Source organism: Acidobacteriota bacterium, assembly GCA_040752675.1.
In the GTDB taxonomy this organism is placed as follows: domain Bacteria; phylum Acidobacteriota; class Polarisedimenticolia; order JBFMGF01; family JBFMGF01; genus JBFMGF01.
In genome coordinates, this window is sequence record JBFMGF010000057.1 from 22,104 (window position 1) to 35,063 (window position 12,960).

15 protein-coding genes and 2 pseudogenes are annotated in these 12,960 nt (G+C 46.8%); all 17 read left to right on the plus strand.

The genetic code is table 11. The features are described from left to right. Window positions 1-127, plus strand: a pseudogene (locus tag AB1756_05590) (hypothetical protein). A 27-nt stretch (window positions 128-154) separates the two neighbouring features. Beyond that, window positions 155-448, plus strand: coding sequence for a 4Fe-4S binding protein (locus tag AB1756_05595; protein MEW5806801.1), 294 nt, complete (start codon window positions 155-157; stop codon window positions 446-448). Between the two features lie 427 nt (window positions 449-875). Beyond that, a complete protein-coding gene (locus tag AB1756_05600; GenBank protein ID MEW5806802.1) occupies window positions 876-1,445 on the plus strand; it encodes a 4Fe-4S dicluster domain-containing protein in 570 nt (189 codons plus the stop codon). 2 nt (window positions 1,446-1,447) lie between these two features. Then, complete coding sequence (locus tag AB1756_05605; GenBank protein ID MEW5806803.1) at window positions 1,448-2,317, plus strand: CoB--CoM heterodisulfide reductase iron-sulfur subunit B family protein; 870 nt, start codon at window positions 1,448-1,450, stop codon at window positions 2,315-2,317. A gap of 20 nt (window positions 2,318-2,337) precedes the next feature. Beyond that, window positions 2,338-3,192: an NAD(P)-binding protein gene (locus AB1756_05610; protein MEW5806804.1), complete on the plus strand. Its 855-nt coding sequence runs from the start codon at window positions 2,338-2,340 to the stop codon at window positions 3,190-3,192. Beyond that, complete coding sequence (locus tag AB1756_05615; protein ID MEW5806805.1) at window positions 3,189-3,572, plus strand: hypothetical protein; 384 nt, start codon at window positions 3,189-3,191, stop codon at window positions 3,570-3,572. Before AB1756_05610 ends, AB1756_05615 begins: the two co-directional genes overlap by 4 nt. Window positions 3,573-3,577: 5 nt before the next feature. Continuing rightward, on the plus strand, window positions 3,578-4,033 hold the full coding sequence (locus tag AB1756_05620) for an ATP-binding protein (protein MEW5806806.1): 456 nt from the start codon (window positions 3,578-3,580) through the stop codon (window positions 4,031-4,033). A gap of 65 nt (window positions 4,034-4,098) precedes the next feature. Further along, entirely contained in the window at window positions 4,099-4,443 is a 345-nt protein-coding gene (locus tag AB1756_05625; protein ID MEW5806807.1) for a serine kinase, read from the plus strand. Between the two features lie 29 nt (window positions 4,444-4,472). After that, window positions 4,473-5,189 (plus strand): PHP-associated domain-containing protein, encoded by a 717-nt coding sequence (locus AB1756_05630; GenBank protein ID MEW5806808.1) that lies wholly within the window; start codon window positions 4,473-4,475, stop codon window positions 5,187-5,189. Between the two features lie 3 nt (window positions 5,190-5,192). Next, window positions 5,193-5,750, plus strand: coding sequence for an ATP-binding protein (locus AB1756_05635; GenBank protein ID MEW5806809.1), 558 nt, complete (start codon window positions 5,193-5,195; stop codon window positions 5,748-5,750). An 11-nt stretch (window positions 5,751-5,761) separates the two neighbouring features. Continuing rightward, window positions 5,762-6,217, plus strand: a complete 456-nt coding sequence (gene nuoE / locus AB1756_05640; protein ID MEW5806810.1) for an NADH-quinone oxidoreductase subunit NuoE — start codon at window positions 5,762-5,764, stop codon at window positions 6,215-6,217. An 11-nt stretch (window positions 6,218-6,228) separates the two neighbouring features. Beyond that, complete coding sequence (locus AB1756_05645; GenBank protein ID MEW5806811.1) at window positions 6,229-6,612, plus strand: (2Fe-2S) ferredoxin domain-containing protein; 384 nt, start codon at window positions 6,229-6,231, stop codon at window positions 6,610-6,612. Window positions 6,613-6,623: 11 nt separating this feature from the next. Continuing rightward, window positions 6,624-9,707 carry an NADH-quinone oxidoreductase subunit NuoF gene (gene nuoF / locus AB1756_05650; protein ID MEW5806812.1) on the plus strand — a complete coding sequence of 1,028 codons (3,084 nt, stop codon included), beginning with the start codon at window positions 6,624-6,626 and terminating at the stop codon, window positions 9,705-9,707. Further along, a pseudogene (locus AB1756_05655) lies at window positions 9,704-9,877 on the plus strand (2Fe-2S iron-sulfur cluster-binding protein). The gene nuoF and the pseudogene AB1756_05655 overlap by 4 nt, the downstream one beginning before the upstream one ends. An 84-nt stretch (window positions 9,878-9,961) precedes the next feature. Further along, complete coding sequence (locus tag AB1756_05660) at window positions 9,962-11,458, plus strand: 4Fe-4S dicluster domain-containing protein (GenBank protein ID MEW5806813.1); 1,497 nt, start codon at window positions 9,962-9,964, stop codon at window positions 11,456-11,458. Window positions 11,459-11,551: 93 nt separating this feature from the next. Beyond that, the gene (locus tag AB1756_05665) at window positions 11,552-11,977 is read left to right on the plus strand and encodes a hydrogenase iron-sulfur subunit (protein ID MEW5806814.1); all 426 of its coding nucleotides are present in this window, start codon (window positions 11,552-11,554) and stop codon (window positions 11,975-11,977) included. A 2-nt stretch (window positions 11,978-11,979) separates the two neighbouring features. Continuing rightward, window positions 11,980-12,942: an oxidoreductase gene (locus tag AB1756_05670; protein ID MEW5806815.1), complete on the plus strand. Its 963-nt coding sequence runs from the start codon at window positions 11,980-11,982 to the stop codon at window positions 12,940-12,942. Window positions 12,943-12,960: the final 18 nt, after the last annotated feature.

Consider the following 12,960-nt stretch of genomic DNA (forward strand, 5'->3'; position numbering starts at 1 on the left):
TTCCGGCCTGCGTGGTCGCGGCGGCGCCGGTTTCCCGACCGGCCGTAAATGGTTCTACTGTCGCGCGGCAAAGGGTGATGAGAGATATGTCGTCTGCAATGCCGATGAAGGAGACTCCGGCGCTTACTAGGGGCCTAAGGATATTCCTGACAGCGTGGTGCAGGGTGCCGGCGCGGCAGGGGGTGTCGTCGCTCTCGGCGAAATGGTAATCATGGATCCGATTACCTCGGTCATCAATGATGAACTCTGCTCAGGATGCAAGGTCTGTGTCTCGGTCTGCCCCTATGATGCCATTACCTTCGACGCTGAGAAGAAGATCAGCCATGTCGAGGAGGTTACATGCAAGGGGTGCGGCGCGTGCGTGGCAGCCTGTCCGTCAGGAGCCGCCCACCAGAATTTCTATCTCGATTCACAAATCACCGCCGAAATTAACGGCGCTCTTCTTTGATAGATGTCATATTTCTGTATCTATCCCGGCATCTTGTGTCTTAGCTATAGACATTGGAAACACTCTAGCATCCAGGCTAATCGTCTTCGAATGAGGCATTGCTGTAATTAAAAATCAAGATGTCTTGACAAAAAATTAAAAAAAAAGTATAAAGTTAATCTTTTAAATAGTATCTCCAGGCAAAGACTTACTTTTAGGGAAGTGGACTCCATAATAGAAAGCGGGCAAGTGCATGGGTATTGATTTTGAATGTAAATGTGAAATTTAACACAAATTGTGTGAAATTTTGCACAAATTTATATGAACAGGAAGCGTTTATAATGGACAGCCATAATATCCTGAAAACAAACGGATTATCCGTGGCCTTTCATAGTTTGCATGGCCTTCAAATTGCTATCTAGAAAAGCTAACAATGGAGGGGGTATCGATGGAAATTAAAAGAACGATCAAGTACGAGAGTGAGCTTGATAGGAATTTTGTCAAGGAGGTTGCCGGTATGCCCGGAGGTGAAGCTGTCTATAGCTGTATTCAATGTGGGACGTGCAGCGGCATCTGCCCTGTATCGCATTATATGGATTTCACGCCGAGGAAGATCGTCTCCATGATCCGGGGAGGGTTCCGGAATGAAGTCCTCAACAGCTTCACGATCTGGCTCTGCGCTTCCTGCTATGCCTGTACAGTCAATTGCCCCATGGATATCAAGATCACTGACATCATGTACTCCCTCAAAATGCTGGCGATGAAGGAGGGGCGGTACCCGGCCAAATTCCCCATGCCAATCCTGGCAGAGGAATTTACAAAGATGGTCAAAAAGTACGGACGAGTGAATGAGAGCCGACTGGTCTCCAAGCTCTTCATGAAGACCTCCCCTTTGAAGGCCATGAAATATTCCAAACTGGGATGGACTCTCTTCCGGAAGGGAAGAATGGAACTCTTCCCATCATCGGTTGATCAGCCTAAGAGCATTGCCAAGGCACTTGAATCTCTGGAGGGTTAACAATGAAAGAATACACCTATTTTCCGGGTTGTTCCATCAAGGGGACAGCGAGGCCTTACGAATCCTCGCTCTTCGAGGTCTTCCAAAAATTCCATATCGCGTTGAAGGAGCTGGAGGACTGGTGCTGCTGTGGAGCAACTATCTACATGTCTGTCGATGAGAAGATGGCTTTCACGCTGGCGGCCAGGAATATGGCTCTTGCGAAGAATAATGGGACTCCCATTGTCCTTCCCTGCAGCGCCTGTTACCTGGTCTTCCGGAAAACCAAAGACTATATCGAGCAATACCCATCCATCAAAGAGAAGGTCGGTAAAGCCCTTGCCTCCATCGGCTTGGACATCTCAATGGCTACACAAATCGCATTGAGGCATCCACTTGACCTTCTCATGTCGGAAGTGGGAATCGAGAATATCCAAAAGCAGATCAAACAACCGCTGAGAAAGTTTAAGATTGCCTCCTACTACGGATGTCAGATCGTGCGACCTTACGCTGACTTTGATGACCCTAATGATCCTGTCGTCATGGACAAACTCTTCGATGGTTTGGGTGCCACCGTTATTGATTATCCTTTCAAGACACGATGCTGCGGTGGATCCTTGACGGGAACCATTGAGGATGTTGGCTTGCGCCTGAACTATCTGCTCCTGAATGAGGCCAAAAAAAGAGGCGCCAACTGCATCGCGGTGATATGCCCTCTTTGCCAGTTCAACTTGGAGGCCTATCAGCAGAAGATCAATGCCATCAATAGAACCGACATTTCCCTTCCCGTTCTCTACTTCACTCAGATTCTTGGCTATGCCCTGGGAATCGATGAAGGGAAGCTCGGGCTAAACCAGATGATTGTTGAACCAAAAGACTTGCTTATCGCATAAGATTTTTGGAGGAAAAGATCATGGATACCCAGGAAGGAAAGAATGATGTGAGAGTTGGTGTTTATCTATGCCACTGTGGAACCAACATTTACCCTAAGGTTAGAGTTGATTCCCTCTCCGATGATTTCAACGGTCAGGGGAATGTGACAGTGGCTCGAAACTACAAATACATGTGCTCCGACCTCGGCCAGGATCTCATTAAGAAGGATATCAAGGAACTAGGCTTAAACAGAGTCATTGTGGCGTCCTGCTCTCCTTCGCTCCATGAAGTGACATTCAGGAGAGCCTGCAAGGAGGGAGGACTCAATCCATTTCTCTTCCAGATGGCCAACATCCGAGAGCACTGTTCTTGGGTGACGGAGGAATCAAAGGAAGCCACGGACAAGGCGAGGAGAATCATCAATGCGGCCATCAACAGGGTCATCTGGCATGAGGCAATGGAGTACATCCGGGTTCCCATCAATCCCGATGTTTTGGTGGTTGGTGGTGGAATCACAGGAATCGAAGCAGCCCTCAGGCTGGATGGATCGGGAAGAAAAGTTTATCTCCTCGATAGAGAACCCTCCATCGGCGGACACATGGCAGATCTTGACAAGACATTCCCCACGCTGGACTGTGCTGCCTGCATCCTGACGCCGAAGATGGGGGAAATCAAAAGCAGGGAAGGGATTGAACTTCTCAGCTATTCAGAGGTCAAAGAAGTCTCGGGATATGTGGGTTCTTACAAAGTAAAAGTCTTGAAGAAACCACGATTCGTTGATCTGGAAAAGTGCACTGGATGCGGTGTCTGCTGGAACAATTGCCCTGTATTCATCACCCCTTCCAAGAGGGTCATAGCGAAAGGGAAACTGGTGATAAAGGAAAAGAACGCATGAAACTAAGAGAAATAAAAGAAATCCTTGATTGCGAAATCTTGTTTGGTGAAGAGAATCTTGAGGAAGAAGTCTCATCGGCCTGTGGGTGCGATCTCATGAGTGATGTCCTGGCCTTTGCACAGGTTGGCTCTCTCCTGCTCACCGGTCTCATCAACATCCAATCGGTTAGGACGACTTACATCGCCAATTCCAAGGCCATTGTCTATGTGCGGGGCAAAAGGCCGGACGAGGAGACCGTCCATCTGGCAAAAGAGAAGGGAATCCCCCTCATGTCAACGAAACTGAGGCTTTATGATGCCTGTGGCAAGCTCTACCTCAAGGGTTTGAGAAATGCCAGTGAGGAAGCGAAACTTACTTCAGCGCGCAAGGAGATTGTCTAACAGAGATGAAGAATTTCATGATGGTACAGAGCATTGAGGTCAAGCAGTACAAGATAACGGGGAGAGATTTTAAGAATGCAGGACGAGTTTCCGAAGAGATCAAGATGCTTCTGGAACAGATGAAATTCAATCCTGAGATTGTGAGGAGGGCCTCCATCTGTATCTTTGAAGCAGAGATGAATGTCGTCATGTATGCGCAGAAAGGGGTTGTTGACTTCCTGGCCACGCCGGAGAAGATAGAGATCGTTGTGAGGGATATCGGCATCGGAATTCCCGATATTGAAAAGGCGATGCAGCCGGGATACTCGACGGCTACCGAGGAGATGCGAGAGATGGGTTTCGGTGCTGGTATGGGACTTCCCAATATCAAGGAGAATGCCGATTGTTTTGAAATTGCTTCTGATGTTGGAAAGGGGACAAGGTTGACCATCATCCTGAACAGTAAGGTGAAGAATAAATGATTTCTCAAACGAATGAGTAGGCAATGCAGAAGATGGTGCGTGTTGGTTTCAGGAGATAGAGATAAATGACTTTAAAAGAAGTGGAGAAGAAAGTAGGGCTTGACGTCGTGACGATGAAGGAATACGAGGACAGGAATATCACAGGCGGTTATGCCAGTGATCTCTTAAGCGATGTGATTGCCCATGCGGAGGAGGGGAATATCTGGGTGACCCTTCAGACTCATTTGAACATTGTGGCCATTGCCGCGATGAAGGGGATTTGCGCCATCATTACTGTCAATGGCAGAAAGCCGGACGATGAGACGATCAGCCGGGCGAATCAGGAAAAAGTAACCATCATGGTGAGCAAGCTTCCGGCTTTCGAAGTTGTGGGAAGATTGTATAGTTTAGGTTTGAGAGGGATCAAATAGTCAGGAGGAGATTCAAAGCTGACCTGCACATTCATTCTTGTCTTTCACCCTGTGCAGATCTGCAGATGGTCCCACCGGAGATTGTGGAAAGAATGGTTGAAAAAGGTATCACGATCATAGGGATCTGCGATCATAATTCTTGCGAGAATGCTGCATCCTTTATTTCCGCAGGCAACAAAAGAGACATTGTTGTCTTCCCAGGCATAGAGGTGACGACGAGAGAAGAAGTTCATATCCTTGGGCTCTTTGGAGCGCTGAACGATGCCATGAAGCTCCAGGAATTGATCTATGGAAATCTCTCAGGCGTGAATGATGAGGAAGCCTTTGGTGTTCAGGCCGTCGTTGATGAGCAGGGAAACCCTATTGCTATCAATGAGAGATTGCTCATCGGAGCCACCAATCTTCCCGTTGAGAATGTGGTTGATGCCATTCATTCCTTCCGAGGTGTTTGCATCGCTTCCCATATTGACAGGGAGAGTTTCAGTATCATCGGGCAATTAGGTTTTATCCCCGAGGATTTGAGACTGGACGCCATTGAACTCTCTCCGAGAGTCAAAAGGGAGGAATATAGCAAGTGGCAGATGGCGTACAGCGGCGTTCCCATCCTATGCTCGTCGGATGCTCACTTTCTTGATGATGTCGGAAAGTGTTCAACAGCCTTTTGGTTGGTAGAGGCTACCTTTGATGAATTCAAAAAGGCTCTTAGGGGAGAGGGGGAAAGCAGGATCATCGATTGGCTAGCATGAGATATGGAGGACCTCTCATTGCATATTCTGGATATCGTTGAGAATTCTATAACGGCTGGCGCTCGGAATATGCTGATCATAATTAGGGAAGATAGTAAAGAAGATCTGCTGAATCTTGAGATCAAGGATGATGGGAAGGGGATGGATGAAGAATTTGTTACAAAAGTGATGGACCCTTTTGTGACGACAAAGGAAAAGGAGAAAAAAGTGGGGCTTGGCATAGCCTTATTGAATGAGGCAGCAAAGGCTGCCCATGGTTCCATGACTGTGGAATCAAGGAAGGGTGTTGGGACCATAGTGAGAGCAAGTTTCCAGCTGAGTCATGTGGACAGAAAACCATTAGGAAATATGAAAGAAACCCTTCTCTGTCTGCTGGCCACTTATCGGGGCGTCGATTTTACCTACGAGCATCAGAAGGGGGAGAGACACTGCCGTCTCAACTCTGGGGAATTAAGAGAAAAAGCAGGAGAGGCTGCTCTGAGCCTTCCTGAGTGGATAAGATTTTTAAAAGAACAGATCAAAGGGGAGTTTGAAAAACTCCTGATGAATGCAAGTCAGTGAAAGGAGAGGACATGCCTGATATTAGCAAATACCATGAAATCTTTGAAAGGTATCGTGGAGATAAGAGCGCTTTAATAGCCATTCTTCAGGACATTCAGGCAGAATTTAGCTATCTTCCACGAGAAGCTCTGGAAAAACTCTCAGAAAGTATTGAAATCCCTCTGAGCCGAATCTATAGCGTGGCTACCTTTTTTAAGGCCTTCAGTCTTAAGCCTCAGGGTAAACATATCATAAAAGTTTGTTTGGGAACTGCCTGTCAGATTAAACGAGGCGCGCGAATATTAGAAAACTTTGAGGATCAATTAGAGATAAAAGAAGGCGAAACAACCAAAGATATGAAATTTAGCCTCCATAAGGTTTATTGTATTGGATGTTGTGGACAAGCTCCCGCCATGATGATTGGAGAAGATGTCTACGGATATTTAACATCCTTTAAAATAAAAAAGATCTTATCAAAGTATCAATAGGAGATTTTAATATGCCTAAAAAGACTTTAGAAGAATTAAAGAGAATAAGAGAGGAAGCCAAAAAGGGATTATTTCTAAGAGAAGGTGATTTTAAGGCTAAGGTCATTGTGCATATGGGGACCTGTGGCATTGCAGCAGGCGCGCGGCAGATTATGAGTACCCTATTAGATGAACTTGAAAAAAAAGGAATTCGAGATGTGATGCTAACAACTTCGGGCTGTGCTGGATTATGTTCAAGGGAGCCTATGGTCACTATAGAGATAAAGGATCAAGCTCCCATAAAATATGTGGATTTGACGCCAGAGAAGATAAGAAGCATCTTTAACGAACATATCTTAGGGGGGAGAATCATAAAAGAATATGCCCTAGCTATTGGAAGCGAAAGGGTCGGTTAGGAGGAGAAAGCATGGAAAGGATGCGTAGATTAGAGATCCTCGTTTGTACTGGCACAGCCTGTGTTTCAAAGGGTGCCTTTGAATTGTTAAAGATTTTTAAAGAAGAGATAAAGAAAAAAGAGCTGGGCAATGAAGCCATTATTGTTCCAACGGGGTGCAACAGTCTATGTGGAAAGAGTCCGTTAATCCTCATTGAACCTGATGGTATTTTTTATCATGGAGTGAAGGAACATGATGTCCCTCTCATCGTCGAGGAGCATCTATTGAAAGGAAGACCTGTAAAAAGGCTCATGTATACTCCTCGTCCAGAGGAAGTACCCATTGCCAGAATGAGCGATATTGATTTCTATAAAAATCAGCTTCTGATTGTTTCCAAAAATAGGGGACTCATCGATCCAGAAAAGATAGAAGAATATTTAGCTATGGATGGATACACAGCGCTTGAAAAGGCTCTTTTTCAAATGTCAGCCGATCAAATCATAGAGGAAGTCAAACAATCTGGACTCAGGGGAAGGGGTGGAGCAGGATTTCCCACCGGACTTAAGTGGGAAATAACGAGCAAGCAAATGGGAAATGAAAAGTATTTAATTTGCAATGGAGACGAAGGGGATCCGGGGGCATTTATGGATCGTGCTATTCTTGAATCAGATCCCCATATGGTTCTGGAAGGGATGATTATTGGTGCCAAAGCTATCGGCGCAAGCCACGGCTTCTTCTATATCCGCGAAGAATATCCTTATGCCCTCAAGAGGGTCTACACAGCCATAAAGCAAGCTAGAGAGTATGGTTTTTTGGGGGAAAATATTTTTGGAACACCTTTTAGTTTTGATGTATCCGTGGTAAAAGGAGCGGGCGCATTTGTATGCGGTGAAGAAACGGCTTTAATAGCCTCTGTGGAGGGAAGACTTGGTGAACCGCGACATAAACCTCCTTTCCCTGCTGAGAAAGGAGTATGGGGCAAACCTACCTGTATCAATAATGTGGAAACCTGGGCCAATATTCCAGCTATTATCAACAAAGGTTCGCAATGGTTTTCAAGCATCGGCACAGCAACAAGCAAAGGAACAAAAGTCTTTTCGGTCGCCGGGAAAATACGGGATTCAGGGCTCATTGAAGTGCCAATGGGGATCACACTGGGCCATATTATTTTTAATATTTGTGGCGGAATTCCTCAAGATAGAAAGTTTAAAGCAGTCCAGATTGGAGGACCCTCCGGTGGCTTCCTTCCAGCTAAGCTTCTTAATCTCCCCGTAGACTATGAAAGCCTCACTGAAGCGGGGGCCATCATGGGCTCTGGGGGACTTATTGTTATGGATGAAAATACCTGCCTCATTGATGTTGTTCGCTATTTCCTTTCTTTCCTGAAGGATGAATCCTGTGGAAAATGCACACCATGCAGAGAAGGAACTGTAAGATTATTTGAAATCATAACAAGAATAGCCGAAGGCAAAGGAACGATGGAAGATTTAGATCTCCTTGAAGAGCTTGGCATATATATAAAGAATTCAGCTTCCTGTGGCTTAGGAACATCTGTCCCTAATACCATACTGACCACCATTCGTTACTTTAGAGACGAGTATGAATCTCACATCAAGGATAAACGTTGCCCTGCATCCATATGCAAAGAGCTAAGCATGCCTCCCTGCATGGAAATCTGTCCAATTGATACACAGGCTCCAGCCTATATTGCCTATATTGCCCAAGGGGAATTAAGAGAGGCTTTTCATAGCATCGCTAGAGATAATCCACTTTCTACAGTCTGCGCTAAGGTGTGCAACCAGCCCTGCGAGATTAGATGTCGCTGCGGGGAAGCGGGCGAGCCTATTAGCATTCGAAATCTAAAAAGATTTGCTCTTGAATATGGATTCTCTCAAGGATGGAAACTTCCCACATTTAAGAATCCTAAGAAATATGAAAAAGTTGCCATTGTGGGAGCGGGCCCAGCAGGTCTTATGTGCGGATGGGAACTCGCGAAGTTAGGGTATCAACCTACCATTTTCGAAGCAGAGCCAAAAGCTGGTGGAATGCTTACTCTGACTATTCCTGAATTCCGGTTGCCAAAAGTAGATGTGGATCGAGAGATAGACACTATAAAGAGATGTGGTGTGGAGATCAAAACAGGAATAAAAGTGGGGAAAGATATCACTCTGGATCAGATCTTCAAGCAAGGGTATAAGGCCATTTTCTTGGCCACCGGAGCTCATAAGAATGTAGAGTTGGGCATTCCTGGAGAAAATGTGAGGGGGGTTATCGATCCCATTGATTTCTTGAAATGTGTTAAAAGAGGAGAGAGAGTAAGGATAGGCAAGAAAGTAGTAGTTGTTGGAGGTGGAAACACAGCCATTGATGTAGCGAGAACCGCCATCCGGTTAGAATCTGATGTAACGATTCTATATAGAAGGACGCGAACGGAAATGCCTGCCAATGTGGAAGAAATTATTGAAGCATTAGAAGAGGGAGTCAAAATAGAGTTTTTGGTTGCGCCTAAGGAAGTTCTTTCCGAAAACGGTGTCGTTAAAGCTCTCAAATGCGTGAGGATGATATTAGGAGAATTTGACAACGATGCCAGAAGAAAACCTATAGAGAAAACAGGTAGTGAATTCCTTCTTGAAGTTGATACGCTCATTCCAGCCATTGGCCAAAAGCCCGACCTCCAACTTATTAAAGATGACTATACGGTTGAGCTCAGCAAATGGAACACCATTGTTGTGGATCCAAAAACAATGAGGACGAGCAGAGAAAATATTTTTGCTGGCGGTGATGTTGTCACTGGCCCTTGGACGGTCATAGCAGCAATAGGTGCTGGAAAAAGAGCAGCCAGGTCTATGCATGGATCCTTACGAAACTTCAAAGATGTCAAGGAGTGGATGCCAGAAGTAAAGCCTATCTATGTTAAGCCTCTGGAAGTTTCAGAAGAAGAACTGGAAAAAATTATTGAAGGAAGAAGACCATCATTAAGTTATATCGCTTCTCATGAACGAAAGAGCAATTTTAAAGAAGTCTCTTCGGGATTGAGTAAGGAATTGGCCATTCAGGAAGCCAAGAGATGCCTGAGATGTGATTTAGAAAGGGTGAAAGAGGAGGTGCTTGTATGATCACCATTGAAATCAATGGGAAAAAATTAGAAGTAGAAGAAGGCACAACGATCATTAAGGCCTGTGAGCAAGTAGGAATAACAATCCCCACGCTCTGTTATCATCCCCTTATTGAACCCTATGCAGCATGCCGAGTTTGCGTTGTGGAGGTTATACAGCTTGGAGTCCCTAAGATAATGACTTCCTGCAATACACTAGCAGAAAACAGAATGATTGTGAATACGGAATCGGAGGAAGTTTTAAAAACACGGAGGATGAATGTCGAATTACTTATGGCCCAAGCGCCTGCAGCAGAACCTGTTCAAAAACTCGCCAGAGACCTTGGAATAGAGAGAACGAGATTTTCGATCAGGAAACCGGATGAGAAATGCATCCTCTGCGGACTCTGCGTGAGGGCTTGCGAACAGATTGTCGGGGCGAATATCCTGGGCTTTAAATACAGAGGAGTGGAACGAGAAGTCACAACCGCCTTTGACGAGACCAGCGAGAAATGCATCGCCTGCGGTGCTTGCGCCTACTTCTGTCCCACTGAGGCGATTATGATGAAGGATCTCTTTGATCGCAAGATCATCCACGATGAGCTTTATCTCGGGCCGGCCAAAGCGATCAGGGTGCCCACCATGGCTCCGATTCCCAATGTTCCCATCATTGATAAAGACAATTGCATCCATTTCAAGACAGGGGAATGCAAGATCTGTGAAAGGGTCTGTGAGCCTGAGGCGGTCAATTATGAGATGTTGGAAGAGGAGGTCGAGCTGCAGGTTGGAACCATCATTCTCGCGACAGGATATGAACTCTACGATTGTAAGAAGATTCCGCAATACGGGTATGGGAATCTTCCCAATGTCATCACGAGTCTGGAGTTTGAGCATCTCTGCCATGCCAGCGGACCAACAGGAGGGCAAATTCTCCTGGAGAGTGGCGAGGAACCTCAGAACATAGGAATCATTCATTGCGTCGGAAGCCGCGATAAGAAGTTCATGGAATACTGCTCGAAGATATGCTGTATGTATGCTCTAAAATTCTCGCATCTCGTTCATGAGAAGACAAAGGCCCATGTCTATGACTTTTACATTGACATGAGATCAGGGGGGAAGGGGTACGAGGATTTTTACAGAAGGATGCTGGAGGAAGGAGTCACCTTTATAAGGGGCCGGGCAGCGGAAGTGAGTAATGTTGCTTTCTCACCTGAAGAAGAGACGAAGTTAATCATTAGATGTGAGGATACCCTTGCTGGCGTGATACGCAGAATTCCCGTTGACATGGTTATTCTCTGCCCGGCCATCGTTGCCAAGAAAGATGCCCAGGAAGTGGCAAAAATATTCGGTCTGGGTTGTGGGAATGATGGATTTTTCAGGGAACAGCATCCCAAGCTGGGGCCTGTTTCCACACTCACAGATGGTCTCTTCATTGCAGGGGCCTGCCAGGGGCCGAAGGACATTCCGGAGAGCATCGCCCAGGGTGCAGGAGCGGCTGCTGCAGCCCTCTCGCTTGGGGAGGAGATGGTTCTGGAGCCAATCTATGCGGTTGTTGATGAAGAGCTCTGCTCGGGATGCAAGGTCTGCATCGGGCTCTGCCCCTACGACGCCATCACCTTTGACAAGGAGAAGAAGGTGAGCAAGGTCAACGAAATGCTCTGCAAGGGATGCGGTGTCTGTGTGGCCGCCTGCGGGTCTGGTGCCAACTATCAGAAGAATTTCCGCGACCAGCAGATTTTCGCCGAAATCGATGGCACCATGATCAGTCTTTAACAAATTCTGGAATAAGAAAGATGAATCGCACGGTGAGCAAAGTAAACCAGATGACTGCGAGAACTTATACAGGAAGAGAAGAGAGGAGGATTTATGCAAACCAAGGAGTTTGAGCCAAGGTTGCTTGGCTTTCTGTGCCGCTGGTGCTCCTATCAGGGAGCCGACCTGGCCGGCACGAGCCGATTGAAATTCTCGCCCAATCTCGTTCCTATCAAAGTGATGTGTTCGGGACGCGTCGATCCTACCTTTGTTCTGGCTGCCTTCCGCTCGGGAGCCGATGGAGTGGCCATCTTCGGATGCCATCCCGGAGATTGCCACTACCAGGAAGGAAACTACAAAGCCCTGAGACGATACACCCTTCTCTCAAAAGTGCTGGAACAGTATGGGATAGAGAAGGAGAGATTCCGGTTGGAATGGGTCTCTGCAGCAGAGGGAGCGAAATTTGCGAAATGCGTCGATGATTTCGTTGATAAGGTCAAGCGGCTTGGCCCGCTGAAAATGACGGAGAAGGAGGAATAGGTATGGCAAAACCAAAAGTGGCCTTTTACTGGTGCGCCTCATGCGGAGGTTGTGAAGAAGCTGTCGTTGACCTTGCAGAAGATATTCTCAAGGTGGTCGAGGCTGTTGATATCGTTTTCTGGCCCGTTGCCCTTGATTTCAAGAAGAAAGATCTGGAAGAATTGCCGGATGGCTCTATCGCCGTTGCCTTCATCAATGGTGCCATCAGGACATCGGAGCATGAGGAGATGGCCAAACTGCTCAGGAGGAAGGCAGGTCTCGTCGTTGCCTTTGGAAGCTGCGCTCATCTTGGTGGTATTCCCGGCCTGACCAATTTCTATCCTCGTGAAGAGACGCTGAAAAGGGTCTATCTCCTTTCCCCATCAACCAACAACGGGGAGGGAATCTTCCCGAAGACAGAGTTTGATCTCCCTGAAGGGAAGGTTACGCTTCCTGAGTTCTGGGACAGGGCCTATGCTCTCGATCAGATCATTGATGTGGATTACTACCTTCCCGGATGTTCCGTCCCTAAGGACCTCATTGTGAATGCTGTCATGGCCATTCTTGAAGGAAAACTTCCTCCAAAAGGAGCCGTTCTTTCACCCAATAAGGCGCTGTGTGATTCGTGCAAGAGGAACGAGACGAAACCGGAGAAACTCAAGATTGATAAGATCAGGCGTGTCTGGGAGTTTGAATACGATCCGGAAAAATGTTTCCTCGAGCAGGGGATCATCTGCATGGGTCCTGCCACACGCGGTGGGTGTGGGGAGCGTTGCATCGAGGGGAATTTCCCCTGTCGAGGATGTTTCGGTCCAACAGACCAGGTGAGGGATCAGGGAGCCAAGATGCTCTCGGCTCTCGCTTCCCTCATCGATACAAATGATGAGAACCAGATCAAGGCCATCATGGATTCGATCGTTGATCCTGCCGGAACGTTTTACAGATTCGGTCTCCCGAAGGCCATTCTGGACAGGAGGATTCATTGAAAGGATAAAGGAGAAGAA

Bases quoted from the DNA above. Each gene is read 5' to 3' on its own strand.
- AB1756_05600 (MEW5806802.1), top strand. From the start codon at position 876: ATGGAAATTAAAAGAACGATCAAGTACGAGAGTGAGCTTGATAGGAAT.
- AB1756_05605 (MEW5806803.1), top strand. From the start codon at position 1,448: ATGAAAGAATACACCTATTTTCCGGGTTGTTCCATCAAGGGGACAGCG.
- AB1756_05610 (MEW5806804.1), top strand. From the start codon at position 2,338: ATGGATACCCAGGAAGGAAAGAATGATGTGAGAGTTGGTGTTTATCTA.
- AB1756_05615 (MEW5806805.1), top strand. From the start codon at position 3,189: ATGAAACTAAGAGAAATAAAAGAAATCCTTGATTGCGAAATCTTGTTT.
- AB1756_05620 (MEW5806806.1), top strand. From the start codon at position 3,578: ATGAAGAATTTCATGATGGTACAGAGCATTGAGGTCAAGCAGTACAAG.
- AB1756_05625 (MEW5806807.1), top strand. From the start codon at position 4,099: ATGACTTTAAAAGAAGTGGAGAAGAAAGTAGGGCTTGACGTCGTGACG.
- AB1756_05635 (MEW5806809.1), top strand. From the start codon at position 5,193: ATGGAGGACCTCTCATTGCATATTCTGGATATCGTTGAGAATTCTATA.
- nuoE (MEW5806810.1), top strand. From the start codon at position 5,762: ATGCCTGATATTAGCAAATACCATGAAATCTTTGAAAGGTATCGTGGA.
- AB1756_05645 (MEW5806811.1), top strand. From the start codon at position 6,229: ATGCCTAAAAAGACTTTAGAAGAATTAAAGAGAATAAGAGAGGAAGCC.
- nuoF (MEW5806812.1), top strand. From the start codon at position 6,624: ATGGAAAGGATGCGTAGATTAGAGATCCTCGTTTGTACTGGCACAGCC.
- AB1756_05660 (MEW5806813.1), top strand. From the start codon at position 9,962: ATGAATGTCGAATTACTTATGGCCCAAGCGCCTGCAGCAGAACCTGTT.
- AB1756_05665 (MEW5806814.1), top strand. From the start codon at position 11,552: ATGCAAACCAAGGAGTTTGAGCCAAGGTTGCTTGGCTTTCTGTGCCGC.
- AB1756_05670 (MEW5806815.1), top strand. From the start codon at position 11,980: ATGGCAAAACCAAAAGTGGCCTTTTACTGGTGCGCCTCATGCGGAGGT.